The 26,858-nt window shown below is 34.1% G+C and carries 34 protein-coding genes and 1 pseudogene; 10 read left to right on the forward strand and 25 right to left on the reverse strand.

Going from position 1 to position 26,858, the window contains the following annotated elements; all coding sequences use genetic code 11:
* Positions 1–79 precede the first annotated feature (79 nt).
* A complete protein-coding gene (locus ACU8YW_RS13670; protein ID WP_087983884.1) occupies positions 80–676 on the forward strand; it encodes a hypothetical protein in 597 nt (198 codons plus the stop codon).
* A gap of 82 nt (positions 677–758) precedes the next feature.
* On the opposite strand, the gene lpdA is transcribed toward ACU8YW_RS13670, so the two are convergent.
* The 5 genes from lpdA to ACU8YW_RS13695 all read right to left on the reverse strand — a co-directional run bounded on the left by lpdA (position 759) and on the right by ACU8YW_RS13695 (position 6,071).
* Positions 759–2,129: a dihydrolipoyl dehydrogenase gene (lpdA, locus tag ACU8YW_RS13675; RefSeq protein ID WP_426934261.1), complete on the reverse strand. Its 1,371-nt coding sequence runs from the start codon at positions 2,127–2,129 to the stop codon at positions 759–761.
* Positions 2,130–2,144: 15 nt separating this feature from the next.
* Positions 2,145–3,344, reverse strand: a complete 1,200-nt coding sequence (locus tag ACU8YW_RS13680) for a dihydrolipoamide acetyltransferase family protein (protein WP_426934260.1) — start codon at positions 3,342–3,344, stop codon at positions 2,145–2,147.
* 27 nt (positions 3,345–3,371) lie between these two features.
* Positions 3,372–4,406 carry an acetoin:2,6-dichlorophenolindophenol oxidoreductase subunit beta gene (acoB, locus tag ACU8YW_RS13685; protein WP_147787639.1) on the reverse strand — a complete coding sequence of 345 codons (1,035 nt, stop codon included), beginning with the start codon at positions 4,404–4,406 and terminating at the stop codon, positions 3,372–3,374.
* Positions 4,407–4,423: 17 nt separating this feature from the next.
* Positions 4,424–5,422, reverse strand: coding sequence for an acetoin:2,6-dichlorophenolindophenol oxidoreductase subunit alpha (gene acoA / locus ACU8YW_RS13690; RefSeq protein ID WP_060486730.1), 999 nt, complete (start codon positions 5,420–5,422; stop codon positions 4,424–4,426).
* Between the two features lie 169 nt (positions 5,423–5,591).
* The gene (locus tag ACU8YW_RS13695; RefSeq protein WP_060486729.1) at positions 5,592–6,071 is read right to left on the reverse strand and encodes a DinB family protein; all 480 of its coding nucleotides are present in this window, start codon (positions 6,069–6,071) and stop codon (positions 5,592–5,594) included.
* Between the two features lie 187 nt (positions 6,072–6,258).
* Between ACU8YW_RS13695 and ACU8YW_RS13700 the strand changes: the two genes are divergently transcribed.
* Positions 6,259–7,104, forward strand: coding sequence for an oxidoreductase (locus ACU8YW_RS13700; RefSeq protein WP_218943858.1), 846 nt, complete (start codon positions 6,259–6,261; stop codon positions 7,102–7,104).
* A 41-nt stretch (positions 7,105–7,145) separates the two neighbouring features.
* Positions 7,146–7,664 carry a GrpB family protein gene (locus ACU8YW_RS13705; protein ID WP_149237306.1) on the forward strand — a complete coding sequence of 173 codons (519 nt, stop codon included), beginning with the start codon at positions 7,146–7,148 and terminating at the stop codon, positions 7,662–7,664.
* A gap of 72 nt (positions 7,665–7,736) precedes the next feature.
* Here the strand turns inward: ACU8YW_RS13705 and ACU8YW_RS13710 are convergent, their stop codons facing one another.
* The 6 genes from ACU8YW_RS13710 to ACU8YW_RS13735 all read right to left on the reverse strand — a co-directional run bounded on the left by ACU8YW_RS13710 (position 7,737) and on the right by ACU8YW_RS13735 (position 10,601).
* Positions 7,737–8,117, reverse strand: coding sequence for a DUF4181 domain-containing protein (locus tag ACU8YW_RS13710; RefSeq protein ID WP_060486726.1), 381 nt, complete (start codon positions 8,115–8,117; stop codon positions 7,737–7,739).
* A gap of 22 nt (positions 8,118–8,139) precedes the next feature.
* Positions 8,140–8,580 carry an NUDIX domain-containing protein gene (locus ACU8YW_RS13715; RefSeq protein WP_088063678.1) on the reverse strand — a complete coding sequence of 147 codons (441 nt, stop codon included), beginning with the start codon at positions 8,578–8,580 and terminating at the stop codon, positions 8,140–8,142.
* Between the two features lie 61 nt (positions 8,581–8,641).
* Positions 8,642–9,004, reverse strand: a complete 363-nt coding sequence (locus tag ACU8YW_RS13720) for a DUF4181 domain-containing protein (protein WP_000558206.1) — start codon at positions 9,002–9,004, stop codon at positions 8,642–8,644.
* Between the two features lie 17 nt (positions 9,005–9,021).
* Positions 9,022–9,864, reverse strand: coding sequence for a PP2C family serine/threonine-protein phosphatase (locus ACU8YW_RS13725; protein WP_149237305.1), 843 nt, complete (start codon positions 9,862–9,864; stop codon positions 9,022–9,024).
* The gene (locus tag ACU8YW_RS13730; protein ID WP_426934308.1) at positions 9,842–10,393 is read right to left on the reverse strand and encodes an HIT family protein; all 552 of its coding nucleotides are present in this window, start codon (positions 10,391–10,393) and stop codon (positions 9,842–9,844) included. Before ACU8YW_RS13730 ends, ACU8YW_RS13725 begins: the two co-directional genes overlap by 23 nt.
* Positions 10,394–10,433: 40 nt before the next feature.
* On the reverse strand, positions 10,434–10,601 hold the full coding sequence (locus tag ACU8YW_RS13735) for a glycine zipper domain-containing protein (protein ID WP_048547350.1): 168 nt from the start codon (positions 10,599–10,601) through the stop codon (positions 10,434–10,436).
* A gap of 216 nt (positions 10,602–10,817) precedes the next feature.
* Here ACU8YW_RS13735 and ACU8YW_RS13740 point away from each other — a divergent pair.
* A pseudogene (locus tag ACU8YW_RS13740) lies at positions 10,818–11,055 on the forward strand (hypothetical protein).
* Positions 11,056–11,103: 48 nt separating this feature from the next.
* Here ACU8YW_RS13740 and ACU8YW_RS13745 read toward each other — a convergent pair.
* Both ACU8YW_RS13745 and ACU8YW_RS13750 read right to left on the reverse strand, forming a co-directional pair.
* Positions 11,104–11,940, reverse strand: coding sequence for an ABC transporter permease (locus ACU8YW_RS13745; protein ID WP_000095064.1), 837 nt, complete (start codon positions 11,938–11,940; stop codon positions 11,104–11,106).
* Complete coding sequence (locus ACU8YW_RS13750; RefSeq protein ID WP_000370614.1) at positions 11,933–13,138, reverse strand: quaternary amine ABC transporter ATP-binding protein; 1,206 nt, start codon at positions 13,136–13,138, stop codon at positions 11,933–11,935. The genes ACU8YW_RS13745 and ACU8YW_RS13750 overlap by 8 nt, the downstream gene beginning before the upstream one ends.
* Before the next feature lie 171 nt (positions 13,139–13,309).
* On the opposite strand from ACU8YW_RS13750, the gene ACU8YW_RS13755 reads away from it, so the two are divergent.
* Positions 13,310–14,167 carry a glycine betaine ABC transporter substrate-binding protein gene (locus ACU8YW_RS13755; RefSeq protein WP_048547352.1) on the forward strand — a complete coding sequence of 286 codons (858 nt, stop codon included), beginning with the start codon at positions 13,310–13,312 and terminating at the stop codon, positions 14,165–14,167.
* A 44-nt stretch (positions 14,168–14,211) separates the two neighbouring features.
* Here ACU8YW_RS13755 and clpP read toward each other — a convergent pair whose 3' ends face one another.
* Both clpP and ACU8YW_RS13765 read right to left on the reverse strand, forming a co-directional pair.
* The gene (clpP, locus tag ACU8YW_RS13760; RefSeq protein ID WP_000991621.1) at positions 14,212–14,793 is read right to left on the reverse strand and encodes an ATP-dependent Clp endopeptidase proteolytic subunit ClpP; all 582 of its coding nucleotides are present in this window, start codon (positions 14,791–14,793) and stop codon (positions 14,212–14,214) included.
* 21 nt (positions 14,794–14,814) lie between these two features.
* Positions 14,815–15,501, reverse strand: coding sequence for an RNA polymerase subunit sigma-70 (locus ACU8YW_RS13765; protein ID WP_060486724.1), 687 nt, complete (start codon positions 15,499–15,501; stop codon positions 14,815–14,817).
* A gap of 143 nt (positions 15,502–15,644) precedes the next feature.
* Between ACU8YW_RS13765 and ACU8YW_RS13770 the strand changes: the two genes are divergently transcribed.
* Together ACU8YW_RS13770 and rpiA are read left to right on the forward strand one after the other, a co-directional pair.
* Positions 15,645–15,965: a 2Fe-2S iron-sulfur cluster-binding protein gene (locus tag ACU8YW_RS13770; protein WP_001125375.1), complete on the forward strand. Its 321-nt coding sequence runs from the start codon at positions 15,645–15,647 to the stop codon at positions 15,963–15,965.
* 4 nt (positions 15,966–15,969) lie between these two features.
* On the forward strand, positions 15,970–16,632 hold the full coding sequence (rpiA, locus tag ACU8YW_RS13775) for a ribose-5-phosphate isomerase RpiA (RefSeq protein WP_088063930.1): 663 nt from the start codon (positions 15,970–15,972) through the stop codon (positions 16,630–16,632).
* Positions 16,633–16,673: 41 nt separating this feature from the next.
* Here the strand turns inward: rpiA and ACU8YW_RS13780 are convergent, their stop codons facing one another.
* Positions 16,674–16,943, reverse strand: coding sequence for a hypothetical protein (locus ACU8YW_RS13780; RefSeq protein ID WP_088608825.1), 270 nt, complete (start codon positions 16,941–16,943; stop codon positions 16,674–16,676).
* 202 nt (positions 16,944–17,145) lie between these two features.
* On the opposite strand from ACU8YW_RS13780, the gene ACU8YW_RS13785 reads away from it, so the two are divergent.
* The gene (locus tag ACU8YW_RS13785; RefSeq protein ID WP_060486723.1) at positions 17,146–17,580 is read left to right on the forward strand and encodes a GNAT family N-acetyltransferase; all 435 of its coding nucleotides are present in this window, start codon (positions 17,146–17,148) and stop codon (positions 17,578–17,580) included.
* A gap of 117 nt (positions 17,581–17,697) precedes the next feature.
* On the opposite strand, the gene ACU8YW_RS13790 is transcribed toward ACU8YW_RS13785, so the two are convergent.
* The 8 genes from ACU8YW_RS13790 to ACU8YW_RS13825 form a co-directional block, all read right to left on the reverse strand.
* Positions 17,698–19,065 carry a lytic polysaccharide monooxygenase gene (locus ACU8YW_RS13790; protein WP_426934259.1) on the reverse strand — a complete coding sequence of 456 codons (1,368 nt, stop codon included), beginning with the start codon at positions 19,063–19,065 and terminating at the stop codon, positions 17,698–17,700.
* Positions 19,066–19,422: 357 nt separating this feature from the next.
* Entirely contained in the window at positions 19,423–20,616 is a 1,194-nt protein-coding gene (locus ACU8YW_RS13795; RefSeq protein ID WP_426934258.1) for a macrolide family glycosyltransferase, read from the reverse strand.
* Between the two features lie 69 nt (positions 20,617–20,685).
* Positions 20,686–21,330 (reverse strand): formylglycine-generating enzyme family protein, encoded by a 645-nt coding sequence (locus tag ACU8YW_RS13800; protein ID WP_087983915.1) that lies wholly within the window; start codon positions 21,328–21,330, stop codon positions 20,686–20,688.
* A gap of 65 nt (positions 21,331–21,395) precedes the next feature.
* Positions 21,396–21,914, reverse strand: a complete 519-nt coding sequence (locus ACU8YW_RS13805) for a DNA topology modulation protein (protein ID WP_340439102.1) — start codon at positions 21,912–21,914, stop codon at positions 21,396–21,398.
* A 21-nt stretch (positions 21,915–21,935) separates the two neighbouring features.
* The gene (locus tag ACU8YW_RS13810; protein WP_087983866.1) at positions 21,936–22,322 is read right to left on the reverse strand and encodes a ribosomal maturation YjgA family protein; all 387 of its coding nucleotides are present in this window, start codon (positions 22,320–22,322) and stop codon (positions 21,936–21,938) included.
* A gap of 65 nt (positions 22,323–22,387) precedes the next feature.
* A complete protein-coding gene (locus ACU8YW_RS13815; RefSeq protein ID WP_306007946.1) occupies positions 22,388–23,095 on the reverse strand; it encodes a class I SAM-dependent methyltransferase in 708 nt (235 codons plus the stop codon).
* Between the two features lie 21 nt (positions 23,096–23,116).
* Complete coding sequence (locus ACU8YW_RS13820) at positions 23,117–23,470, reverse strand: MmcQ/YjbR family DNA-binding protein (RefSeq protein ID WP_088063687.1); 354 nt, start codon at positions 23,468–23,470, stop codon at positions 23,117–23,119.
* Between the two features lie 15 nt (positions 23,471–23,485).
* The gene (locus ACU8YW_RS13825) at positions 23,486–23,890 is read right to left on the reverse strand and encodes a GNAT family N-acetyltransferase (RefSeq protein ID WP_000288955.1); all 405 of its coding nucleotides are present in this window, start codon (positions 23,888–23,890) and stop codon (positions 23,486–23,488) included.
* A 307-nt stretch (positions 23,891–24,197) separates the two neighbouring features.
* Between ACU8YW_RS13825 and ACU8YW_RS13830 the strand changes: the two genes are divergently transcribed.
* Positions 24,198–25,583: an S-layer homology domain-containing protein gene (locus tag ACU8YW_RS13830; RefSeq protein WP_088063688.1), complete on the forward strand. Its 1,386-nt coding sequence runs from the start codon at positions 24,198–24,200 to the stop codon at positions 25,581–25,583.
* Positions 25,584–25,585: 2 nt separating this feature from the next.
* Entirely contained in the window at positions 25,586–25,798 is a 213-nt protein-coding gene (locus tag ACU8YW_RS13835) for a DUF3006 domain-containing protein (RefSeq protein WP_087983863.1), read from the forward strand.
* Between the two features lie 66 nt (positions 25,799–25,864).
* Here the strand turns inward: ACU8YW_RS13835 and ACU8YW_RS13840 are convergent, their stop codons facing one another.
* Positions 25,865–26,671: a GH25 family lysozyme gene (locus ACU8YW_RS13840; protein ID WP_426934257.1), complete on the reverse strand. Its 807-nt coding sequence runs from the start codon at positions 26,669–26,671 to the stop codon at positions 25,865–25,867.
* Between the last annotated feature and the right edge of the window lie 187 nt (positions 26,672–26,858).

Below are 26,858 nucleotides of genomic sequence, written 5' to 3' on the forward strand. Positions count from 1 at the left end.
ACAATAGTTGATAATTAGAATACATTTTACTAGTACAAAGTTTCACCTGTACAAAATCTAAACAAAAAGGGATGGTTATATGTTGAAGAAATTAGTAGCAGGTACACTAGTAGCGGGATTTGCATTCACTGGAGGACTTGGAGTAGCAAGTGCTGAAGAAAAAGCTAACACAATTAAGTCTTTTGATTATTTAAAAGTGGATGAACAGAATGTTAATTCACTTACAAAATTAAGTGATCAGGACAAGAAAGATATCCAAATTACTATGGTATTACCAGAGCAAAATGAAAATGGAGATTGGTTAGCTTACGGTTTTACTAGCCGCGAAACATTAGATGCTTATATTGAAAAGGATAAAAAAGTACTTAAAAATAAAATTAATCCTTTAGGTAGCGGTGCTGGTAGTACTGATTTTTATGAACATAAAGATAAAGGTGGCCAATATATTTACTGGAGCAGCGGTTTTAAAAACTTACCTTCTAGCTGGAATGACAGAATTTCTTCTGTAAGTACAGCATCGCCTTCAGCAAGTTATTCAACGACACTTTGGGAGCATACTTCAACACAAGGCTATGGAAAAGGTGTTGTATTCAAACATGCTGATTGGTACGGTAAAACTGCTAATTTAGCTGCTGATTGGAACGATATTACTTCAGCGATTGACGTAAAAAAATAATAAGATATTCAATTTTCCCTGTAAAAATTCAAACCACTATTCTCTTATTCATTTAGAGAATAGTGGTTTATTAATTTTCTATTTAAGCATGTACAGCATGCCCTACAGCTTGTAATAACGCTTCATGAATCGCTTCAGATAAAGTTGGATGCGCTGCAATATAATCTCTCATAATATCAGCGGTAACTTCTGTATGAATCATTACAGTTCCTTGTCCGATTAGTTCGGTTGCACGAGGACCGATAATAGAAATCCCAACAATTTCTTGATATTTAGGTTCCACGATAACTTTTACTTTACCCGTTTGTTCTCCAATAATAAGCGCCTTTCCGTTCGCTGTAAAAGGAAATTCTCCTATAAGAATATCACCGTATTGTTCTCTTGCATCTTTTTCGTTTAAACCAACACTTGCGATTTCTGGGGATGTGTATATACATCGAGGTACTGCATGATAGTTAACTTTCACATCTTCTCCACTCATATGTAACGCTGCTGTCGTTCCTTCATGGAAAGCAACGTGAGCAAGTTGTATTCCACCAATCACATCACCTGCTGCGTAAATATGTGATACATTTGTTTGCATATGTTCATTCACAGAAATTCCTTTATTTGAAAATTGAACACCTGCTTTTTCTAAATCTAATTTTTGTACACGTGGTTTTCGGCCGACAGAAACGAGAACATATTCCGGATTGGCTTCTTGGATACTTCCTTCATATTCAAATGAAGCTTGCTTCTTATAATTATTTAATCCTTTTAAAGCAGCTCCTGTAAATATTTCTACGCCATCATTTTCTAGTTTATCTCTTAAAATATGTGCGATATCTTCATCTTCACCATGTAATAATTGCGGTGCCATTTCAACAATCGTAACTTTTGTTCCAAGACGACTATAAATACTTGCAAACTCGCAACCTATTACACCACCGCCAACGATTAATAATGATTTCGGTATATTTTCTAGGGACATTGCATGGCTACTATTTAAAATCCACTTCCCATCAAATGGAGCAAAAGGTAATTCAGTCGGTTCTGAACCTGTTGCTATAATGAACTGGTCTCCATCTACTTTATCACCGTGTGTAACTCGTACACGGTGATCCGTTTCAAATTTCGCTTTACCTTGTATAACTTTTATTTTATTTTTCTTCATTAAATATTGAATTCCTTGGACAAGCTGCGTTACGATCTGTGATTTCCTCGCCTGTATTTGCTTCCAATCAATTGATATACTTCCTTTGTTAAGCGTAACTCCGTAATTATTCGCTTTTCTCACAATGTCATGCACTTCCGCACTTTCTAACAATGATTTTGTAGGCATGCAACCAACATTTAAACAAGTCCCGCCAAGATCAGCTTCATCAATAAGAGTGACATCTTTCCCATTTTGAGCCGCGGTAATTGCCGCTACATAGCCAGCAGGTCCGCCTCCAATAACGACTAATTTACTCATTCTCTCACCTTCTCTTTATAAAAGAATTGTTACAGGTTCTTCTAAATAACGTTTAATTGTGCGTAAAAATGCAGCTGCTGGTGCGCCGTCTAATACACGATGATCGAATGTTAAACTTAAAGGTAACATACTTCCTTTTCTTAATTTTTTCCCTTTATATACAGGAACATGTTCAATTGCACCAACACCTAAAATACCAGTTTCAGGTGTATTTAATACTGGTGTGAAATATTCAATCCCAAAGCTACCTAAATTACTAATTGTAAAGGTTGTCCCTTGCATATCGTCACTACTTAAATTACCTTCTCTTGCTTTTTGTGCCACAATTTTAATTTCTTTAGATAACTCTACTAAAGATAAATTATTAGCAAAGCGAATAGACGGAACGACTAATCCTTTTTCTAACGCGACTGCCATGCCTAAATGAACATGTTCAAATTGATGAATTGCATCATCTATATAAGCGCTGTTCATTTCTTTATGCTCCGCAAGTGCTAATACAACAGCGCGAGAAACGAAATCCGTAATGGTTAGTTTGTTATCGTATCGTTTTTGTACAACTTCCGCTATGTCTTTATGTAAAGCTACTAAATCTGTCACATCTACTTTCATCGTTAATGTTAATTGCGCACTATTTTGTAGGCTTGCATGCATACGGTTTGCGATTGCTTTCCTCATACCAGTCACAGGAATGACTTTACTTTCTTCTTGTTCAAGTACTTCTGGAATTGCAACTCTTTCCTCAAGTGCCTTTAAAACATCTACCTTTGTTATTCTTCCTCCAGGTCCTGTACCAATTAATGATCTAATATCAAGATTTTCAGTTTTTGCAATCTTTTTCGCAACCGGAGATATTTTGATTCTTTGCTTTGCTACTTCTTTCGCATATGGTTCTGTATGTTGTATATTTTTAGGTTCTGCATTAGGTGTTTTTTCTTCTACAACATTTGTATTTTCATAGACTTCTACTTTTTCGTTCGGCTTACCGATATAGCAAATTACAGTACCCGGCGGCACTCCCTCATCTTCACTTACAGCTATATCAAGGACAGTTCCATCCGCTGGTGCTTCTATTTCAGTTTCGATTTTTTCCGAGTTAATGCTAGCAATTAGTTCACCTTTTTCTACATTATCACCTGCTTTAATATTCCAGCTCGTAATAATACCTTCTTTCATCGCCATACCTAACTTTGGCATTACAACTTCAACAGCCATGTTTCTCTCTCCCTTCTCATCGTTTCATTACACATGTAATAAAGATTGGTCTCCGATCATTTCTGATACGGTTTCAATTACTTTTTCCGGCGTTGGTAAGTATAACTTTTCAAGTGGTGGAGAGAACGGAACTGGTGTATGTGGTGCTGTAATTCGTTTAATAGGTGCATCTAACAAATCGAATCCTTTATCCGCTACAATTGCTGCAATATCCGTTGCGATACTACATCTTGGATTTGCTTCGTCAATAACAATTAGGCGATTCGTTTTTTCAACAGATGCTAAAATCGTATCTTCATCCAGTGGTGATAAAGAACGTGGATCAATTACTTCTACTTCAAGTCCCTTTTTCGATAATTGCTCAGCAGCTGCAAGTGCTGTATGAACTTGTTTTCCAATTGCGACGATTGTTACATCAGAACCTTCACGTTTAATATCTGCTTTCCCTAATGGAATTGTATAGTATTCTTCTGGTACTTCGCCTTTCATATTGTAAAGTGTTTTATCTTCAAAGAAGATAACTGGATCGTCATCTTCAATTGCTGCTAATAATAAGCCTTTTGCGTCATACGGAGTAGAAGGAACGACAACTTTTATACCTGGAATGCTCGTAAATAACGCATATAAACTTTGTGAATGCTGTGCCGCTGCGCTAAAACCAGCACCATGCATCGTACGTACTGTAACTGGCACTTTCGCTTTACCACCGAACATGTAGCGGAACTTTGCGCCTTGGTTTAATACTTGATCAAGACAACTACCGATAAAATCATTAAACATTAATTCAGCAATCGGACGTAATCCTGTTGCAGCAGCTGCCATCGCCGCTCCCATATAACCCGCTTCTGAAATAGGTGTATCTAAAATACGATTTCGACCAAATTCTTGTACAAGGCCTTTCGTAACACCAAGCACACCGCCCCATGCTTCATCGTCTTGCAAGTGATCAACTTGTGCACCGCCTGCAACATCTTCTCCGATTAAAATTACATTTTCATCACGACGCATTGATATTTTCATCGCTTCATTAATTGCAGTTGACATACTTACTGTTCTAGTCATTATTTTTCACCCTCCTCTTATTTGTAAGAAACGTATACATCTTTTAATAATTCTTCATCCTCTGGATATGGACTATTTTCACTAAATTCAATTGATCTTTGCACTGCTTCATCTACTGCCTTTTCCATATCGACAAGTTCAGATTCAGTTAATAGCGCTTCATGAATTAAATGCTTACGGAAATTCACAATCGCATCTTTTTCATTTAAATGTTCTTCTTTTTCTTCTGAAGTTTTATACGTTTGTGCTTCACCTTCGAAATGACCGTAATTGCGATATGTCATACATTCAATTATTGTTGGACCACCACCATTACGCGCACGTTCTACTGCTTCTTCCGCGGCTTTATATACTGCAAGTAAATCTTTTCCATCCACTTGAACACCTGGAATATTGTAAGCTTTTGCTCGATCTGCAATGGAATCACAACTTGACGCATATTCAAATGTCGTTGCTTCACCGTAACCGTTATTTTCGGCGATAAAAATAACTGGTAACTTCCAAATCGCTGCTAAGTTAACCCCTTCGTGAAATGTCCCTTCATTATTTGCTCCGTCACCGAAGAAGCAAACACTCACATCTTTCGTTCCTTTATATTTAGCTGTTAATGCTGAGCCGCAAGCAAGTGGAAAACCTCCGCCTACAATCCCATTTGCACCAAGCATTCCTTTATTTAAATCGGCAATATGCATGGAACCGCCTTTACCTTTACATAACCCTGTCACTTTCCCAAAAAGTTCAGCCATCATCCCGTTTAAATCACAGCCTTTTGCGATACAATGTCCATGTCCTCTATGCGTACTTGTAATACTGTCACGATCCGTTAAGTGGGCACATACACCAACTGCTACCGCTTCTTCACCTGCGTATAAATGAACGAAACCTGGCAGAACGCCTTGGGCGAATAATTCATGCACCTTATCTTCAAACTTACGAATCTCTAACATTTTTTCATACATCCAACGAGCTTGTTCTTTCGTAATTTCATTCCCTTTACTTTCAGTTGTTTTTAACATGTCCAGCCCTCCTATTTTCTTGTTCATCTTTTATATTGCAAGTACTGTGCCAAATTCTAATCATTGATTTCATCGGTTTTCTCTTTCCTTTAGAAATAAAAAAGTGGACAAAATGAGACATATGTCTCGTTTTGTCCACTTTTGTTCACTTAATGTTAGAATGATTATCTTATTCATTATCAAAACTCTTCTGTAACTTCCGGATGTAAATAATTTGACCAATATGATAAGCGTTATGAGTTGTTACATTTGCTAATATTTCCCACCACTTTGCAGAAACAGGAAATCCAACTACATCACTTTCAACCTTCTCTTCATTTATAAGCTTTTGCCATTGTAACAATTTCTCTAGTAGTTTTTCTCTTAACTCATCGAAGGTTTGATTATTTGAAAGCATAAAACTTTTGTTATTATCACCAATAGCGGGCACGGCATCCACATTCGATTCTTTGTACCTAGTTTGCCACGTTGAATTCCAATACAGTAAATGTTGTACAATTTCAGCTATACTATTACTCTCTTCATTCGGTTTCCAGAAAGCTTCTCTCTCAGGTAGATCTTTCACTGCATCTGAAAATGGAATATACCAACTAGGATCGTTTGCATTCGCTAATAATTGATCTGCTAAAACATCTTTCACATGGGCCATTTTTTCCCCTCATTTCATTAACATATTCATACTCACTTCTCTATATACGCTGAGTCTTTATAATTCCCTTTTTTAAAAATCTCATAGAATATAGAATTAACGGGTATTGCTCTCAAAACGAATGTAAGAATAATAGATTTTCTTATCATAACTCGTTATGATAAAAGAAAAAGAAAGCTGGCGGAAAATGGATAAAAAAATCGCAGTTATAACCGGGGCTTCAAGTGGTTTCGGTCTTTTAACAACACTTGAGCTTGCGAAAAAAGACTATTTAGTCATAGCTACAATGCGAAACCTTAATAAACAAGAAGATTTAATATCTCAAGCTACTAAACTGAACTTACAACAAAACATCAAAATTCAACCATTAGATGTAACCGATCAAAACTCTATACATAACTTTCAATTATTTTTAAAAGAAATAAATAGAGTAGATCTTCTCATTAATAATGCAGGATATGCACATGGGGGCTTTGTAGAAGAAATTCCAGTAGAGGAATACCGTAAACAATTTGAAACGAACCTTTTTGGAGCTATATCAATTACTCAACTTGTATTACCTTATATGAGAGAACAAAAAAGTGGAAAAATCATAAATATAAGCAGCATTAGTGGTCAAGTTGGATTCCCTGGTCTATCTCCTTACGTTTCTTCAAAATATGCGTTAGAAGGCTGGAGTGAATCACTTCATTTAGAAGTAAAACCGTTCGGAATAGATGTTATATTAGTGGAACCAGGTTCTTATAACACGAATATATGGGAAGTGGGTAAACAACTAGCTACAAACCAATCTGAAACTACTTCTCCTTACAAAGAATATATGGATAAAATACAAAAACATATTAATAGCGGCAGCGATACATTTGGTAATCCGATAGATGTTTCTAATAAAATTGTAGAAATTGCTGAATCTAAGCGTACGAATTTACGATATCCAATTGGAAAAGGTGTAAAATTTATGATCTTTGCGAAGAGGATTCTTCCTTGGAGATTGTGGGAATACCTTGTATTGAGAACCTTTAAGAAAATGTAGTTAACTTTTTTGATAAACATTGTGAAAGAGGTGCTAATTAAATGTTAGGTTTACCGTATGGAAAAGTGTTTTTAGTTCCGTGGACTGAACAATGGGAAATTGAATTTATGAAAGAGAAACAATTCATTGAGGAACAAATTGGCGAACATATTTTAGCAATACACCATATTGGTAGTACCTCTATTCCACATTTAAGTGCAAAGCCAATTATTGATATTGCAATCGAATTAGAAGATTATACGGACGGTTTAACATGTATTAAAAAGTTAGAACTGCTAAACTATAAATACAGAAAAGATGTACTACCTGAACGATATTATTTTAATAAAGGAGAACCACGAACTCATCAAATTCATATGTATGAACAAGGAAATACATATTTAATAGAACAATTACAATTCAGAGATTACTTAATAGACAATAAAACTTCTCGTATACAGTATGAACAGTTAAAGATTCAACTTTCACAAGCTAATCCTAATGATAAACATAAATATGCTGAGGATAAAACAAATTTCGTTACATCTATTATAGCTAAAATAAATGATAAATTTAAATAAGAAACCATTTACTACTCAATGGTTTCTTATTTATTAGTTAACTCTTGATTTGTACCATCAATAATCACCTTATTATGCAGCAGGTGGAACGAAATAAACTAGTATTGAGAGCATCAATATAAATGCAACCATTCCCGTTATCGAGAGTATATATTCTTTTGATTCTCTATCATACTTCCATTCCATCCATGCTCTTAAAGTCGATGATATCCCTAAATAAATGAACATGACATAAGCCATTTTAGAGTTTTCAAATTTAAACATATAATAACAACTACCTATTATATAAATAATAATAAGTCCTATTTCTATTTTTACATGTAAACTATTCACATGCTTATATCCGAAGAAGCCTCTTTTCTCCATATTTAATTTTATTCTTAAACACTGTTCTAAAAAGTAACCACCTATAGCCAGTCCAATAATAATAATCAAGATTGTAGAAATACCCATTGTTATCCCCCCTATTATTACTTTATTTATTTTTAGAAATAGAGTGGACTATATTACGTTTATTCTCTTCTAAATAACTTACAATTCCTTCAGGATATGTGGACCTCTCCTTTAATTCATTTATATTTTTCCAAATTAATATAATATCCTCATATTCTTTATGTCTAATTTCATTTATTCCCCGGTCTTTAACAATTCCCCTATGTATCAATGTACAATGATGTCCTTTTTCGTTGTCCCACTCGAAAATATGTTCATTTACTACGGCCAATTCTTGAACATCAATCTTCAAATTGTATTCTTCTATTAATTCTCTTACTATTGCTTCTTTTGCTGTTTCACCAAATTCAATGTAACCTCCTGGAAAACGATAAAATGTTTCTCTTAAATCACATTGTACAAGTACGTTAGAATGATCTTCATTTAAAATCATTACTTCAGCACGTAATCGAGGACTTTTCATTTCTTCTCTCCCTATAATTGCTCATTTTGTGATATTGCCATAGTGTCTTAATCAATACGTATTAAATAAGGAAATATAGAATTATCCCCGTTATCAATAGTGATACAACTCCGCCTAAGGACATCAAAAACTCCCTTGATTCTCTATCATATTTCCATTCCATATATGATTCGAAACTATACAACGTAATTAAAAACAGAAAGGGTAGGAAGCCCATGTATAGAGGGTTCGAAAGAGAAGAACATATAATTATAACTACTATATACGAAAAAATAATAATCCTGTTTCCCCATTTATGCAGCTTATTTACATATTTATTATTCCATCCTTTTTGTTTCGGTATATTTAGCCTTTTTCTCACTATATTTTCTAAAACAAATAAGAATATGATCCATAAAACTAATACAATTACTTTCACATGCATTAGAGAGATCACCTCCTTTATCTTATCGTCTGGATTTTCTCCGGCTGATCACTCGGATACGTAGTACTCATTTTGTTCTCTACGTCCCAACTAATAATAGTCGCACTATCTCTCCCTAATTGCTGATGAACGTGTTCTAAAACATTATGAACATTTTCTTTTAGTTCTACATTACTTTCGTTCATATCATTATACAGATTCAATGGTGTTTCATAATGACGTTCCCCGCATTCTAATACCCCATCTGTGACTATTACAATTCGATTCTTTCCAGCACGTAATTCACGAATTCCTGTTGAATAGCAAGGGACTGGTAAATTAAATGTGTTTATATTTCCAATCCATTCGTAAAAATGACGTTGATTTAATGCATATTGTCCTAACTTATGTAACTCTTCATGAAATACATAAACTAAACAATCACCAATAGATAACCACCATATGTAGTTTTCTTTTCTTACACATATTAAGCACGCTGTTTCCCCTTTTACTCTTTTGCACTTTTCTTTAAATGAGAGGGATTGAAAGATTGTAAGTAGATGATTTTCAACAGATCGAAATACTGTATCAATTGATTCATTCATCATTACTTTTATATTTTCATATTCTTTTTGGATTGTATTTACTACTAAATCAACACTTTCCGCACTATTATGTCCATCTAAAATAGCTGCTAATTCCCAATCACCATTTGACCAAACTAACGCACCATCTTCGTTCTTTTTTGCTCCGGCGCTTATATTCCCGCCGTATTTTCCAAGTACAATGTCACCATATTGTTTAACTGAAATTTCTCCTAAACACATTTCTGTATTTCCAACCCATGAATATTGTCTATTATTTGTTGTATGCATACTCATTTACCATATACTTTCGTATTCTTTCACATATTTTTTTAATTTTCTCTTCGTCACCATATGGCGCATCAGTCCATTTCGCTACTTCAGTTGGTGACCAAAATTCTTTGGGTGTATTTGGATAACGCGGTATGATGTGCATGTGCATATGTGGTACACCATTTCCTGAAACAAAAGTGTAAATATGCTCTGCACCTTCGCTTTCTTTTAACGCTTTACTTACTCTACTTGTTATAAGTCCGAACGTTTTCGCTTCCTCATCTGTTAGTTCAGCAAGACCAGGTATATGTCTTTTTATATCTATCATTACATAACCAAGGTATGTTTCTTCACTATCCCAGTGGACATGTCCAACATAAACGAGTTCATCTTCATAAATAGCTCCACCTGGAACTGTAATATTTCCTTTATGTTTCTCGCAAATAAAGCATTTTCGTTCTACTTGATTATTTGTTGACATATCCATCACCATCCTTTTTATTAATAATATCATAAAAAAAGGAAAAATAGGATTTATATTCCAAAAATTCATTCTTTCAATTCGGCAATTTTTGAAATAAATTTGCACCTTATTATTTCTTCAAAAACGCAATCCCAATTACGATTCCAATCACAATTCCGATTACTAAATTATTAGTAAAAAAACCTTGAAATACACCGATTACAACCCCTATACCGACACCTATTGCCAAGGCATCATTCCTTTTATTATTTTTAGCCAAAATTGCATCTCCTCCCATCATTTCTCCCTAAATAACATACATTTACTTGAATGTATTAATATATTCACTATCTCACTTGAATATTTCCAAAAAATGAACTATAACTTCACATATAATATTTTCCATTTTCTGTGCATACTCCTTTATAATGAAAAAATTTCAAGTAACCATTAAATATATATAGGCATTTACTATAAGAAATATCAGTAAGTTATTTAAGGAGGAACGATTCAAATGCATCCTCATTGGAATCCAAATATAAATCAACAATATGTACATTCCCCCCCATCCTGTAAGGAATACATTGCATCAAGATTCAGAATATATGATGCAGCGTATTGCAAGTCTTGAAAGTCAATTAGCGAAACTAATCTCATTAATCGACGAAAATAATCAATTAATTAAATCAATGGAACAACAACAAAACCAAGTTTGCACACCAGCTGGCGGTTCTGTTATCGTTCGTATGTAATTTTTTGAACAAAAAAACACACTTTGTATAATAAAGTGTGTTTTCCTTTTATCTTCTTTTTTGATGAAATCCTTGTGTAATGCGGTCTAATATAATCGCAATGACAACAATAGCTAGTCCGGCTTCAAATCCCATTCCAATATTAACTTGTGTTACAGAACGGTATACATCAACTCCAAGACCTGGTGCTCCTACAAGAGATGCTGTTACTACCATCGATAAAGAAAGCATTATACTTTGGTTCACACCAGCCATGATTGTTCCAGTTGCGAGTGGTAATTGTACTTTAAATAATTTTTGTGATGCGGTAGAGCCAAACGCATTCGCTGCTTCAATTAAATCTTCTGGAACTTGTCTAATTCCTAAGTCAGTAAAACGAATTGTCGGTGGCATTGCAAAGATTACGGATGCGATAATCCCAGGCACTACACCTACTCCGAAAAATGTAATTGCAGGAATAAGATATACGAAAGCCGGCATTGTTTGCATAAAGTCTAATGTCGGTTTTAAAAATTTTGAGAATCGTTCATTTTGAGAAGCTAAAATTCCGATTGGGATTCCTACAATAATTGAAATAATAACAGACGTAAGTACAAGTGCTAATGTTTGCATCGTCTGTGCCCAGTAGTTAATATTTAAAATAAATAATAAACCGATCAGTGTAAAAATAATTAAAGATACCTTTCTCGTTGTGTACCAAATGAGGAAACAAAGGATAATAATCATCAATATGGCCGGTATTATTGTTAAAAAATTAGTGAGTAAATCAACGAATCCACCGATAATATAAGAGAATCCTCGGAATAAGCCTTCAAGGTGCTCATATAAACTTGCAACAAATGAATCGACCCATTCCCCTAATGGAATACGTGGTATACTACTCATCGTCTTTCACCTCTTCCTCAATATTACCTGCAAGAGCTTGAATGACACTTTCGCGTTTAATAATTCCTCTAAGCCTTTTCTTCTCATCAATTACTGGTAACGGATATTTCATCTCCGCCATTTTCGCATACGTTTCTTCAAGTAAAGTATCTAAATACACATGCGGGATATCGGTAAGTAATAAATCAGCAATTGGCCACTGTTTTTGAACGGCTTTACTCGCATCATCTGCCGTTAATATCCCTAAAAACTCATACTTTTTGTTAACAACATACACAGTAGAAACGCCAGCGTTCCTCATAATTTGAAGTGCTACACGCGGTCCACGATCAATTAATAAAGTCTCCGGTCGTTTTAATATAGATTCCGCCGTGATTACTTTTCCTAAATTTACATCCGCTACGAATTTCTCTACAAATTCATTGGCAGGACTCATCATAATTTCTTCCGGTGTTCCAATTTGGACAATCTCTCCATCTTTCATTAATGCGATACGATCTCCAATTCGAAGAGCTTCATCTAAATCATGTGTAATAAAAATAATTGTTTTCTCCATTTTATCTTGTAATTCTAACAGCTCATCTTGCATTTCTTTTCGAATCAGTGGGTCTAATGCACTAAATGACTCATCCATTAACAATACATCTGGATTATTTGTTAATGCCCTTGCGATTCCAACACGTTGCTGCATACCGCCACTAAGTTGACTTGGATAATTATCTTTATGATGATCAAGTCCTACTAACTGTAGCGATTCTAACGCTTTATTCTCTCGTTCCTCTACTGGAACTCCTTGAATTTCTAACCCGTACGCAACATTTTGTATCACTGTACGATGTGGAAATAAAGCGAACTTTTGAAACACCATACTCATCTTCGTTCTTCTCACTCTTCGCAACTCTTCTTTTCCCATCGTTGCGATATCTTCACCATCTATGTATATATGCCCCGCTGTTGGTTTAATTAATTGGTTTAACATCCGAACTAACGTAGATTTCCCGCTACCAGACAAACCCATAATAACGAAAATCTCTCCAGTATATACTTCAAAGGTTGCCTTTTTTACACCAACGTTCATTCCTGTCTCTTTCAAAATTTCCGATTTGCTTTTTCCTTCTTTTAATAAAGACAGCGCTCTTTGCGGGTGTTTCCCAAATACTTTTGTTACGTTTTCAACACGCACCTTTGTATTATCCATGTCACTACTCCTTTTCTACCCATCTATTCATATAGTGTTGCGATTTTACAAAGAAATATTACATAAAAATGACATTCATGAGATTTCTTTAAAATTCGCGTTTCCGTTCATAATAAGAATGCTTACTTATACATTTATTTAAAAAGGCAAACATTTCTTAGGAGGGTTTCGATGAAAAAGAAAATATGGCTTATATGCCTTGCATTATTTATTACTATGATATTCTCTTCATGTAATGCAACAAATGCAAATTCGAAAGGAAAAATTAAACTTGGTGTAACAAGTTGGAAAGAAAACATTGCAACGGCAAACATGTGGAAAGTTTTATTAGAACAAAAAGGTTACAAAGTTGAGCTCATGTACTTAGAAAAAGCTGCAATTTGGACTGGCGTTGCTCGCGGTGATGTTGATGCTAATTTAGAAGTATGGCTACCTGTTACGGATAAACCGCTAAATGCTCGTTATAAAGATGATATAGTCTTAAAATCAAAATGGTATGAAGGTACTGGACTTGGCCTTGTCGTCCCTTCTTATATGAAAAACATTAACAGTATTGAGGATTTAAATGCTCATAAAGATGAACTAGATAACAAAATTGTCGGTATCGAACCCGGTAGTAGTCTTATGAATTTAACAAATAAAGCGATGAAGGAATATGATATTAAACTAAAACTTGTCCAATCTTCTGAAGCTGCGATGATGAGTGAATTAAAGAAAGCATATACGAAAAAGAAACCAATCGCTGTTACGCTTTGGAATCCGCATTGGGGCTTTTCAGAATTTGACTTAAAATATTTAAAAGACCCTAAGAAAGTATATGGTGAAAAAGATGATATTTATTACTCTGTTCGTAAAGGTTTCGAAAAAGATTATCCAGATATCGTGAAATACTTTGACAAATGGAAAATGAACGATGAACAACTTGGTACATTAATGGTCATGTTAAATAAAACGAAAGACCCTGAAGAAGCGGCGCGCAAATGGATTGAAAAGAATCAAGCGCTAGTTGATGAATGGGTAAAAGATTAATAAAACAGGCTAGAGGATATGCTATTCCTCTAGCCTGTTTTATCTTATTTTTTCGTAACAACATCATCTACAATCCCATATTCTTTCGCTTCTTCAGCAGTCATAAAATAATCTCTTTCTGTATCATGTGCTACTCTTTCAATCGATTGCCCCGTTTTTTCTGCAATCATTTTATTAATATCACGCTTTAACTTTAGTATTCTTTTCGCTGTTATTTCAATTTCTGTTGCCTGGCCTTGCGCACCACCAAGTGGCTGATGAATCATAATTTCACTGTTAGGGAGCGCAAACCGTTTTCCTTTTGCACCTGATAATAATAACAATGCACCAAATGATGCTGCAAATCCCATGCATAGCGTTTGTACATCTGGTTTAATGAGATTCATCGTATCTAATATGGCAAAACCCGCTGTTGTTGAACCACCTGGGCTATTGATGTATAAATATATATCTTTCTCTGCATCTTCCGCTTCTAAAAATAATAATTGAGCTACGACACTACTCGCTACTTGATCATTTATTTCTGAACCGATAATAATAATACGATCTTTTAATAACCTTGAATATATATCATAGGAACGTTCTCCTAATTTCGTTTGTTCTACTACATATGGAATTGCATTCATTTTAAATCCCTCCAATAATTGTTATGCAACGCAAAGCATACAACTGTAGGAAGAAGGGTTTTTCGCATAAAACAATAAGACTGGCTGTATAGATGGTAACTTAGTAAAATCTATTGTCGGAAGGAGTTTCGTTAATAATTCTGGTCTCTCCTCACGAATAGACGTTACTACAACTTCAATATCATCTGTGAATTCGACAATCTCTATCCCTTCTTCGCTTACAGTTTTCAGCCTATTTCTACTCCGAAATAAAGAGGCTTTTACTGCACCTTCTGATACGGAACATACTTTAGCAATATCAGCGATACTATATTGAAAAACATCTTTTAATAATAAAATTGTGGATTGTTGTACATTTAATGACGATAATACTTTCCCTACCATTTCATGCAAATCTGCAATGTTCTCTTGTGGGGCATCAAAAATAATTTGTTCCTTTATTTTTTCATGGACTGATTTTGATTTCATCTGGTCTATCCAGCGATTTCTAGCTATTTTATATACAAGCGTCATACAAATATCTTTATTACTATATTTTTGAAGAACTTTACAAACTGTTTCTTGAGCAAGATCTTCGCCGTCCCATTTGTTTTTCGTTAAAAATGTACAGTACCTTTTCAATTCTCCATATTGCTCAATTAAAAAGTTTATATTTGAATGATTCATATCGATATGATTCTTTAAAATATGAGTTACTTTTGTGCACAAAATAACCACTCCTTTTCAGCGCTTACTTAATTAACGATTAAACAAATAAAAAAGTTACGGGGCATATAAAAAAATTATGTTTATGTTCAATAATTCGCGGTCATAAATATGTTATGTACAATTTTACGTGAGGAGGAACAAATTTGCCAAAATTAACAATTGAAGGTGCGGGAACTTTTGATGTAAAAGAAGGCACAAAGTTAGTATTAGCGATCGAAGATAACGGTGTACACATTCTCCATCGCTGCGGTGGGAAAGCACGCTGCACAACTTGTAGAGTAGAAATTATAGCAGGTGAGTTTTGTGAAGCAAGTTCTAATGAAAAAAATGCAATTACGGAAAAAGGAATTGAAGATCACTTACGTTTATCATGCCAAATGCACGTACATAAAGATATAGTCGTTCGTCCTATACTTACAGTGGAAAATTCAGGTCTAGATGCAGGCCCACGTCCAGCAGAATAATATGCTGAATTTAAAACAGCTCGCTGGTGAATATGCTGCAAACTTTGTAAAATATGGGATGAAAGTTGGACTTGGCACAGGTTCTACTGTATATTGGACGATACAAAAATTAGGTGAGCGTGTAAAAGAAGGCTTAGCATTTCAAGCTGTACCAACGTCAAAAGAAACGGAAGTATTAGCTAAACAACTAAATATCTCTCTAATTTCGTTAAACGACGTACAAAGCCTTGATCTTACAATTGATGGAGCGGATGAAATTGATGCTAATTTACAACTTATAAAAGGTGGTGGTGGCGCATTACTTCGCGAGAAAATTGTTGCCACTTCCTCCAAAGAACTAATTATTATTGCTGACGAATCGAAACTTGTAACACATTTAGGTACTTTCCCAGTACCTGTTGAAATTATACCTTTTTCATGGAAACAAACCGAAAGGAAAATTCAATCTTTAGGTTGTCAAACAACGTTACGTTTAAAAAATAACGAAACGTTTATTACCGATAACAAAAACATGATTATCGATTGTATATTCCCTCATAACATATCTAATCCAGCCAATTTACACACTCAATTAAAAATGATTACAGGTGTAGTTGAAACAGGGTTGTTTGTTAATATGACTAGCAAGGCGATTATTGGAACTGAAAACGGAATAGAGGAATTATAAATCCGCTTTATTCCGTGTAGTTAAAAAGATGAGGTGCTTCCTCATCCTTTTTTCATGTCATTAGTAACGAATCTAATTGTATGAATTACAAACATTATAATAAAAATTACTGTAACAATTAACGGAAAGTAAAAATCATTAGATGTTGTTTTACGGCTATATATAATGAACCAAAATATAGGTATACCAGGTAACATTACTACACCACTAACAAAATTGAGGGTAATTTTATTTATTTTGCTTTTTAACAGAATATGAATAATGAAATTAGAAAGGAAAATAAGAAATAATGTAGTTATTAATAATGACATTATACAGCCTCTCCTTTTCCATATTGATTGCAGGCGTTAGTTCATAATATATTCTTTTTGACGTCAGAAACTCAAAATCATTTATTTTATGAAAAATTTAACTTCCATCTTTTTTATTGTTCAAGCACAAAAAATAAAATAATGTTGAAGTATGATATACTATGAAAACAAAAGAACATCACTCTAGAAAGGGCTGAACAATTTGCACTCCAAAATCATAACAGAACTTACAGATTTAGAAACTGCCTTTCATATTCGAAAAGAAGTATTTGTAAAAGAACAAAATGTCCCTCTTGAAGATGAATTCGATACATTCGATAAAATTGGTGAGAAATGCAAACATATTTTAGTTTATTATAACGATCTTCCTGTAGGTACAGGTCGTATACGATTTGTTGACGGTGCAGGAAAATTAGAACGCATCTGTATTTTAAAAGACTATCGTAAATACGGATTAGGAAAAGTAATAATCAAAGCGCTAGAAGAAATTGCTCGTGACAAAGAAGCTACAAAAGTAAAACTACACGGTCAAACACAAGCTGAAGGATTTTATAAAAAATTAGATTATCAAACTTCTTCTGATGTATTTATTGAAGATGGTATTCCGCACGTTATTATGACGAAAGTACTATCATAATAAAAAGGGTAGTATATGAATTTATATACTACCCTTTTTTATAAATAGAAAAGTGAATTCTCAAGATTTTCTTTTGCATCAAAGCCCATCATCTCTTAGTTCATATCTAGGTAAAGCTTACACTGTTTTCCATAATGATAAGGCATAAATCCAGTTTGGATCCCCATTTCCTTGATAACTCTGGACAGCTTCATATACTTTTCCCTCGTGTAGAACTCTATCTCCCTTTTCATATGCTTTCTTTGCATTCCACTCTTCATATGAAGCGCTTTCAGTTTTTGTAGTAATTGTGAATATATCACTCTGTACAGATTCATTTCCAGCTACATCAACAGCTTTCACTACATATTTATAAGTAGTATTAGGAAGTAAATTTTTATCCATATAAGAAGTCGTAGTGGATGTTGCAATTTTTTTCAATGATCCTTCTGTTTCTCTATAAATATCGTAATGGTCTACACCAATATTATCGTCAGAGGGACTCCACATTAGATCCACACTTGACGCTGTCGTTCCCATACTATGTAATCCTTTTGGTTGTGTTGGTACTTCTGTATCAGGCGCCTCAACTGTTGTTTTTACTGTAAGCGCTGCACTTTCTTTCGATACATTTCCAGCTGAGTCAATTGCTTTTACAGTATAAGAGTATTCTGTACTTGGTTGTAATTTTTTATCAATAAAATGAGTTCCTGGTACTGTATCAATCATCTCTCCGTTACGGAAGATTTGATACCCTTTTACCCCTACATTATCCGTAGAAGCGTTCCACGTTAGTTCTATACTATTCGCTGTTACGTTTTGTGTCTGAATTCCATTTGGACTACTTGGAGCTTCTATGTCCGGTTTCACATCATTAATAAGATTAACATCAATTACATTATAAAATGCATTTGCTGTATCAGCTACATCCCATACTGCTAAAATCACATGATATCCACTACGATCAGTAGGCACATTGATTTTGTGAGTTAAATGATTTGAGGCTGCAGAACCATCATGTTGTACAGTTCCAATTGGTTCTAAATCTGCTCTTGTGAGCGCTTTATTTGGGTTCCATTCTTTTTTTGTAATATAGTAATGCCATTTACTTGTTAAGTGAGGCGCTGTATATTTCCAAGTAAAAGTATTTTCCCCGCCTGTGATTGTATTTTTAAACCAACGATCAGCTGTTTGTTGATCTAAAACACCACCAAATTTACCACCTGCAGAAGCGATTTGGCCATCAACTGGGCCAGCTTGCGGGAACCCTTTTGGAGCTTCCAAACTTTGTGGTTCATACATAACACTTCCACAGTTTGCATTTAGTGCACCATAGGTTGGACTACATAAAGCAGATCGGCTGCTAGGCTTTTCAACAAAACCGTGCGCGTATGCGTTTTGAGGAATAAGTGTCGTGCCAATAATTCCAGCTGTTAATGCAACAGCTCCTAGACTTTTTTTGTTCATTTTCATGTTTTGTAGTTGTTTTAATAATCGATTATTCATGTTCCTGTCCCCTTCTTGTTATACTTTGTAGTGTAATGTGGGCTTCGATGTAAAAGAATAACAAGAGACAATTTTGTATCGATGTATGTGTTAATTATGCATACACCGCAGTGAAAATATATTTCATTTCTTGTGAAACATTTCACTTGATGAATATATCATGACATAAAAATCATCAAAGTATGTGCAGAAGTTGTGCAGAAATGATGAAAGCATTAGTAACACGTAAAACTATGGTCCGAATTTATAAAACAGAATATTTAACCTTTCAAAACAACGAATTCTCCGCTTCATATAAAAGAAGAGTGTCTATACCATTTCATATAGACACTCTTCTCATGTATAATCTTACATTTATTACTGACCTATAAATGTAAAAATCTCATCAGCAGCTTTCTTATAGCCACCAGATTTTCGGAAAGACTCCTTCAAATTCAATGCAGCTTCTTTATATGATGGATTATTTAATACAAATTCTACACTTTCACGTAGTTGTTCCACAGTTAATTCATTTATAGATAACTTAATCCCAGCTCCTAGATTCTCTACTTGCTTTGCGATTACTGGCTGATCTGCACTTTGAGGAATTACAATGAGTGGAATCCCGTTATTTAATCCTTCATGTGTACTGTTCATTCCGCCATGTGTAATAAACAACTTTGTATATGCAAGTAGTTTAGTTTGTGGTACATAGTTTTTTACAATGAAGTTTTTAGGAATGTTACCTAAATCACTTATTTTTGTTTTATTACCAATAGACATAACAATAGTATGATCACTATTCTCGAACGCCTTCATACAAAGTTTATAAAAATCAAGCGATTCATTAAAAACAGTGCCTAGTGAAATGTAAATCGGGCTTTTTTCTTCAATTGTAGTAAAATCAAACTCTTCATCTTTTACTTGTGCAGGGATGGATGGACCTACAAATTTAAATGTTTCATTAAACATATCTCCAAAAGGTTGGAACTCTTTTATTGTATACACAATAGTAAGTGGCGCTGGATTACAGAAAACTTCATATGGTGAGTTTATTTCAACACTATATTTTTCCGCAATCCCCTTAGTTAATCTTTCAAAATCATTATGTATCCTATCCTGAACTTCCATTGGGATACTTTTAGACAAGTAATCCAACATTTGTTCAAATGATTTTTCATTCTGTGCAAAAGATGTACAAGAATTTATTGCTGGAAGATTTAGAATTTGAGCAATTAAACGGCCACAGCCAAACATTGAATCATGAATGATGTAATCAAACTGTTCCCCTTCAATTTGTTCAAGAACATTTGGTATAATAACATCTGCCGTATGTAAAAGACCATTTATTCTCTCTGGTAAATAATTTCGACCACCGGAAAGAAAAGCATTTATAAATTTTTGATCGTCAATTGTTCGTACAATAGCACCCGTCTTCTCAATACGTTCTCTAAAAGATTCTATTGAAAAATAAACTACCTCTTCCCCGCGTGAGACTAATTCTTCTACAACTTGCAATGTAGGATTTATATGTCCTTCTGATCCAGTATTAATGAATAAAACACGTGCCACTTAAAACACTCCTTCATTAAAATCTTTTCTATGTTGTCATTAGTATTACAGGTATTTTGTCTTATTCTTCTAAATGGACCTAGCAAGCCTAAATCCAAGGTCATCTATATGAAATGTAGGATGGCTACGGCGACGACAAGTCGCACCGCAACCTCTAGCTGCTTCAGCCCAGCTACCGCCGCGGAAAATTCGGTATGATCCGTACACTTGTTCATCATATAAATCATAGCACCATTCCCAAACGTTTCCTAACATATCGTAAAGTCCCCATGCATTCGGTTCTTTTTTTCCGACCTCATGAATATGTCCACTAGAATTTTCATTGTACCAAGCAATCTCTTTCAGTTCTCCATATATGTATCCGGTAGTTCCTGCCTTACACGCATATTGCCACTCTGCTTCAAAAGGTAATCGGTACCCATTTGAATCTAAATTACAACTAACAATTTGACCACCATCATTAATAGAATAACATTCTTTTAATCCCGCTTTTTTTGAAAGTAAATTACAAAATATAATGGCATCATTCCATGAAATATTTACAACTGGTTTGTTACTATTTTCATTACCATTTAGTGCACGATTCATAATAGCATAATATAATTCCACTGTTACAACATACTTTGCAAGAAGAAACGGTTTAACTTGAACTTGCCATTGTTTTTTTATTCGATCATCTCTTAATTCTACTTTTCCTGCTGGAATTTTCACCATATTAGAATCAACCGGGCTAATGAATCTATTCAATCCTATCCCCCCATGTTACTTCCTTTTATAGTCTAACTATCTATGGTATCGTATTTCTCTAAAAATAGTCTTACTTCATTTGAAGATTTTAAAATAATAACCTCTTTTTCCTTACTCAATTGATTTAGCCTTTTTAAAATTGAGGGTCGTTTCGTTTTAGGATATTGCCATATCCATTTAAAAAATTGCAAATCAAACCTTTCTTCACATCCAGCACCCATATCCGGTCTTGTTTTATTCCGATATTGTACAACCCTTTTAAAAGCACGATAAACACATATTGTTCTATGAATATCAAGAAAGATAATTGTATCAGCAGCGTTAATTCTTATTTCCATTGTCCCGCCATAATTCCCATCAATAATCCACTCATCTTCTTTAACTAATTCATTTTGAACCTTTCTTTGCTCCTCTTTCGGTACACCTTCCCAATTCGGTTTCCAAAATAACGCATCAAGATGATGTACTCTAATATTTAATTTATTACCTAACTGCCTTGCTAATGTAGATTTTCCTGAACCACCAGAACCTATTAATATTATTTTTTTCATACATACCCCTTTTTAAATCTATTATTTCTTCTGTAACATAAACTCACAAAACATTCCAATCCCAACACCAATTGTATAAGCAACTAAATCACTCCACAAAAATCCGTAACCTAATACGAGTCCACCTAAAGTCGTAGTACGAATGCTATCTATCCATTCAGCATGGTATAATTGGCTCACTTCAATCCCGTAGCAAAATAACAAACTAATAAAAGCCACTTTCTTCGTGTCTATTTTAGGAAATAAAAATCCGAACCCTGTAAAAATCATGAGTGCCCATAAAGCATCACCTAAGTACGCGTTTAATAGATGAGGTAACGCAAAAGCTAATTTTCTTGAGCTAAGACCTAAAATAATTATAACTATAGTAAATAGCGCATATAATAATCTATTTCGTTTCTTATTCATCTCAAAATCTCCTAATATGTAATTAAAAACTGTAAATAGGTAGTAAAATATAATTATTTTACTACCTATTTTTTAATGGCTTTCATAATAAGAAAATGTGGATTTGTATTTAGATAATGATATGATGTTTCATTTACTTCTCTCATTTTTTCAACCGGCCTCGGTTCCACCATTTTATCTAACACAAAATAATTTGTTGTTTCATTAATTATGTCTTGGAGTGATCTTCTAAAAAAGCTAACTTCTATTGTAATATTTGGTTTAACCCAAGTATCTACTAATAATTGTTTTTCGAAATAATTTTCACTAGTAAACTTTGTAAAATCCATAAAAGGATGATGAATGGAGTATATAAATTCGCCACCTGACTTCAATACTCGATGAAACTCCTGAAATACTTTATCCCAATTTTCTAAGTAATGAAGCGTTAACGAACTTACAATAACATCAAAAGTATTATCTTCAAATGGTAATACTTCTTGCAAATCATGACAAAGAAACGTTGCTTTATTACCCGTACTTTCCTTTGCAGCTTTTACCATTTCAGAACTTACGTCAATTGCAGTAACATTTGCTCCCCTTTCTACAAATTGAGTAGTATACCATCCAGCTGCACATCCAGCATCTAATATACTCTTCCCTTCTAAATTCTTTGGAATCATCTCCATCATCGCTGGTCTTTCATAATAACTGTTATATGGATTTGCCAAGTCTAGATTTTCTTTATATGTACTGGCTAATTTATCATATGTATCTTTGATCGTGTCTTTCATTACTTCCACCCCTTATACATATTAATCTAATAACTCTTGCTGCTTTTTCTTTGAAAATGATTGTAGAACTAAATCATATGACCAATCAATCATCTTATTAATTTGCTCTTGCTCTACATCTTTATGTATATACACTGTATTCCAATGTTTTTTATTCATATGATACCCGGGAATGATTGCTTCTGGATACTCTTCTCTTAATCTTAATGCAAGTTCTGGATCACATTTTAATGTAATCGCAGCTTTTTCTCCTTCTTCATGGTTTATTATCGCAAATATTTTATTATTAAGCCTCATACATGTTGCATTCCAACCATCAGGAGAATCTTCAGTCGCTTTTCTTTTTGATAAACAATATGTTCTTGTTGCATTCATTTTCCTTGGCACCTCTTATTCTTTCACTATTTGATTACGATGCATTACAATTTGTTTCGTCGCTTGAAATTGGTGTTCACCATAAAACTTTATTAACTTCTCTCCACAAAATAGACTAACAATATGAACATGAGATATTTCTTGAAGTAACATTGTAAGCATCTTCTCCCCAATCCCTTTATTTCTTACAATCTCATGCACAACAACATCTTCTATGTACGCTCGAAAAACACCATCAGAAACAACTCTAGCAAATCCGATTAATTCATTTTCTTCCCATACTCCAATTGCTATACTATGCTTTAACATTTTTTGAATATCAATTTCTTTTCTTTCTGGCCACCAACCGACAGAGTCATAAAGTTTTTTTATTTTGCCTACGCAGATTGGTTGTTCATGTTGCAATTTATACGTGTACATTTTCTTTCTCCCATCAAATTACTCATTATATTTATTTTGTCTTACTTTACTTCTTTCAATATAAAACTATAGAATCCAACCTGTTACAAAAAAACTTCATAAAATAAATTTATAATATCAATTTTACAATTGCAATCGTTACTCTCATCCTTTCATATTACGTATATCAAATATACAGAATAAGAGAAAACTAATGAATATAATACCAAAAGCATTTCTCATATTATTTTTAACTATTAAAACTTGAATTTCTTGCAATAAATGGTAAAGTTAATTAGGTAAAAAATATACAAAGTGAGGCGATTTTTTGAAAAAGTTTAGTTTATTACTAACAGCATTTGTCATAATTTTATCATTATTCATCCCTAATTTTACAAGTGCTAAATCTTTCCCTGATGTCCAATCTAATCATTGGGCAATTAAAGAAATTAACTATTTATCGGATAAAGGTATCATTAAAGGTACGCCAGAAGGAACTTTTAAACCGAGTGATGATGTAACTCGTGGACAAATGGCCTTAATGCTAGATTTATCCTTAAAATTAGAAAAACCATCTAGCTATAATCATATTTTTTCCGATGTAGCCAAAGGTATCTATTACTATGATTCTGTACATAAGTTAGCACATAATAACATTGTACAACGTGAAACAAACTATTTCCCTGACCGCTCATTAACTCGTGCAGAAATGGCAGTAGTTTTAGTTAAAACTTTTAATTTGAAGCCTACAGGTGCAGACGTCAATTTCCCTGATGTTCCATCTAATCACTGGGGTTACAATTATGTCAAAATTTTAGCACAAAATAATATTACTACTGGATTGCCTGATGGTACATTTGGTCCAGGTGTAAAAGTAACTCGTGAGCAATTCGCTGCATTTTTGGCTCGTGTATTAGAACCAAATTTCCGTCCAGCTCTTCCTAAGCCTAAAGGTAACTTAGAGGTACATTATATTGATGTCGGACAAGGTGATGCTACTTTTATTAAATCTCCAAGTGGAGAAACGATCCTTATTGACGCTGGTAACAATGGCAAAGGTAAAGTAGTAGCGAATTATTTAAAAGGATTAGGATTCCAAACTATTGATTATATGATTGCCACTCATCCTGATGCTGATCATGTAGGCGGATTAGATGAAGTGCTTTATGCTATGAATGTAAAAAACATTTACGCCCCTAAAGTAAGTCATACGACACAAACGTTCAAAGACTTCCTAACTGCTGTAGCTAACAAAGGATTAACAATTAAAGAAGCGAATTCTGGAGTAACTTTACCAATCAACGGTTTAAACTCACAATTTTTAGCTCCCGTGAAAGAATACGATAACGATCTAAATGAGTGGAGTGCGGTATTAAAAGTAACACACGGTAGCAAATCTTTCTTATTTACTGGTGATGCTGAATCTAAAAGTGAAAAAGATATGGTTCTAGCACATGGTTCTAACCTAAAATCTGACGTATTAAAACCTGGTCATCATGGAAGTAAGACATCTTCTTCTCAGCCATTTTTAGATGCAGTGAAACCAAGTATCGCTGTAATTAGTGCAGGTGCAGGTAACCGTTATGGCCATCCTACACAGGAAACTTTAGCAAAGTTACATTCAATGTCTGTTAATGTATATAGAACTGATTTAAATGGAACTGTAATTATAAATAGTGATGGCTCTAACATTTCTGTAAGAACGGAGAGATAATTATGAAAAGAGGTATTATTGACCGTTTTGAAGGCGAACTAGCAATTATTGAATTGAATAACGTAACAATTGATGTACCTAAATCCAAACTCCCTTCTACTGCAAAAGAAGGTGATATTCTTATAATCGAGGATGATACGTATACAATTGATAAAGACGAAACAGATAAAAGAAGACGTGAAATCCAAGATTTAATGAATAAGCTATTTGAATAGCAAAAAAAGAGCCATCCTGTTGGAGGGCTCTTTTTTGCTATTCAAATAGTAACTAGTAAATTTTTATTATTTAACTTCATACCACCAACCTTTTCGATCGAGCCAGCCTTTCATAGCATTTAATTGCGTATCACTAGTTGGTTCAGTAACAAAATACGTTAAACCATCCGATTGTAAAATGAAGGTAGCAGTCATTTTTAAAGAAGTTAACGCTCCCATAACATCTGGAGTTTCATCAGGTGAAAAGGCTCCAGATTGAATGATATTTTGTTTAGAAGCTTGTCCTTGTATATTTTCTTGTTTCGGTACTGATTCAGTAAACCAGGAAAGTGGTTTATTACCTATTAATTGATTTAAATCACATTTGCCAATACCTGGTACATTACCTGTCTCCGTGTATTGCCAAATATCACAAGGATATGCTGGTTTATTGCCGCCATATCGAGGAATCCATACAAAATCACTTTTTACGTTCGCTATTCCGAAAGGCTCATATACATGATGGCCAACATATAAACCAACTTTTTTAGCACCTAGTCGGCGTAATTCATCGATAAAAGCTTGTGTACCTGCTCTAATGTCATCCATTGTCTTCACTTCTACATCAGCCGCCCAAACTGTAGCGCTCTTATCACCGCGATTCCAAAAATCTTGCGCTTCCTTCTTCGCATCAGCAATTGAAATAAATCGGCAAAATGCATAATTACCGAAAGGAATATTTCTTATTTTCAATGCTTGAGCGTAATTTTTATATAAAGGGTCTACGTAATTCGAACCATCTTGTACCCTAGCGATTACGAAATCTAGTTGTGGAGCTGCTACATCCCAGTTAATGTTACCGTTCCATTTCGAAATATCTACAATATAACCCATTGCTTAACACCTCCTTTATTAGTATTATATTCAGAGCTCGTCTTATTGCTCTTCTGCTCTTAAAAATTCAACAACATTTGTTAGAAAAACCTATACTACAAGTGTCTTCTACAAAAACAGTAACTCATTTCCAATAAAAAAGAAAATCATAGTTATACGAATCGTACTATTTGTTCTCATAATTACA

It is taken from the genome of Bacillus pretiosus (assembly GCF_052947655.1).

Excerpts from the sequence above, each read along its gene's own strand:
- ACU8YW_RS13710 (WP_060486726.1), bottom strand. The coding sequence starts at position 8,117 with ATGGGTATTTCTACAATCTTGATTATTATTATTGGACTGGCTATAGGT.
- ACU8YW_RS13725 (WP_149237305.1), bottom strand. The coding sequence starts at position 9,864 with ATGAGTATGCATACAACAAATAATAGACAATATTCATGGGTTGGAAAT.
- ACU8YW_RS13835 (WP_087983863.1), top strand. The coding sequence starts at position 25,586 with ATGAAAAGAGGTATTATTGACCGTTTTGAAGGCGAACTAGCAATTATT.
- lpdA (WP_426934261.1), bottom strand. The coding sequence starts at position 2,129 with ATGAGTAAATTAGTCGTTATTGGAGGCGGACCTGCTGGCTATGTAGCG.
- ACU8YW_RS13815 (WP_306007946.1), bottom strand. The coding sequence starts at position 23,095 with ATGAAAGACACGATCAAAGATACATATGATAAATTAGCCAGTACATAT.
- ACU8YW_RS13800 (WP_087983915.1), bottom strand. The coding sequence starts at position 21,330 with ATGGTGAAAATTCCAGCAGGAAAAGTAGAATTAAGAGATGATCGAATA.
- ACU8YW_RS13730 (WP_426934308.1), bottom strand. The coding sequence starts at position 10,393 with ATGAATTTTTGGAATATAAATCCTATTTTTCCTTTTTTTATGATATTA.
- ACU8YW_RS13745 (WP_000095064.1), bottom strand. The coding sequence starts at position 11,940 with ATGAGTAGTATACCACGTATTCCATTAGGGGAATGGGTCGATTCATTT.
- ACU8YW_RS13680 (WP_426934260.1), bottom strand. The coding sequence starts at position 3,344 with ATGGCTGTTGAAGTTGTAATGCCAAAGTTAGGTATGGCGATGAAAGAA.
- ACU8YW_RS13810 (WP_087983866.1), bottom strand. The coding sequence starts at position 22,322 with ATGAATAAGAAACGAAATAGATTATTATATGCGCTATTTACTATAGTT.
- ACU8YW_RS13670 (WP_087983884.1), top strand. The coding sequence starts at position 80 with ATGTTGAAGAAATTAGTAGCAGGTACACTAGTAGCGGGATTTGCATTC.
- ACU8YW_RS13780 (WP_088608825.1), bottom strand. The coding sequence starts at position 16,943 with ATGTCATTATTAATAACTACATTATTTCTTATTTTCCTTTCTAATTTC.
- ACU8YW_RS13790 (WP_426934259.1), bottom strand. The coding sequence starts at position 19,065 with ATGAATAATCGATTATTAAAACAACTACAAAACATGAAAATGAACAAA.
- clpP (WP_000991621.1), bottom strand. The coding sequence starts at position 14,793 with ATGAATGCAATTCCATATGTAGTAGAACAAACGAAATTAGGAGAACGT.
- acoA (WP_060486730.1), bottom strand. The coding sequence starts at position 5,422 with ATGTTAAAAACAACTGAAAGTAAAGGGAATGAAATTACGAAAGAACAA.
- ACU8YW_RS13840 (WP_426934257.1), bottom strand. The coding sequence starts at position 26,671 with ATGGGTTATATTGTAGATATTTCGAAATGGAACGGTAACATTAACTGG.
- ACU8YW_RS13750 (WP_000370614.1), bottom strand. The coding sequence starts at position 13,138 with ATGGATAATACAAAGGTGCGTGTTGAAAACGTAACAAAAGTATTTGGG.
- ACU8YW_RS13720 (WP_000558206.1), bottom strand. The coding sequence starts at position 9,004 with ATGCATGTGAAAGTAATTGTATTAGTTTTATGGATCATATTCTTATTT.
- ACU8YW_RS13700 (WP_218943858.1), top strand. The coding sequence starts at position 6,259 with ATGGATAAAAAAATCGCAGTTATAACCGGGGCTTCAAGTGGTTTCGGT.
- ACU8YW_RS13820 (WP_088063687.1), bottom strand. The coding sequence starts at position 23,470 with ATGAATGCAACAAGAACATATTGTTTATCAAAAAGAAAAGCGACTGAA.
- ACU8YW_RS13805 (WP_340439102.1), bottom strand. The coding sequence starts at position 21,914 with ATGAAAAAAATAATATTAATAGGTTCTGGTGGTTCAGGAAAATCTACA.
- ACU8YW_RS13825 (WP_000288955.1), bottom strand. The coding sequence starts at position 23,890 with ATGTACACGTATAAATTGCAACATGAACAACCAATCTGCGTAGGCAAA.
- ACU8YW_RS13755 (WP_048547352.1), top strand. The coding sequence starts at position 13,310 with ATGAAAAAGAAAATATGGCTTATATGCCTTGCATTATTTATTACTATG.
- ACU8YW_RS13695 (WP_060486729.1), bottom strand. The coding sequence starts at position 6,071 with ATGGCCCATGTGAAAGATGTTTTAGCAGATCAATTATTAGCGAATGCA.
- ACU8YW_RS13735 (WP_048547350.1), bottom strand. The coding sequence starts at position 10,601 with ATGGGAGGAGATGCAATTTTGGCTAAAAATAATAAAAGGAATGATGCC.
- ACU8YW_RS13715 (WP_088063678.1), bottom strand. The coding sequence starts at position 8,580 with ATGAAAAGTCCTCGATTACGTGCTGAAGTAATGATTTTAAATGAAGAT.
- acoB (WP_147787639.1), bottom strand. The coding sequence starts at position 4,406 with ATGACTAGAACAGTAAGTATGTCAACTGCAATTAATGAAGCGATGAAA.
- ACU8YW_RS13705 (WP_149237306.1), top strand. The coding sequence starts at position 7,146 with ATGTTAGGTTTACCGTATGGAAAAGTGTTTTTAGTTCCGTGGACTGAA.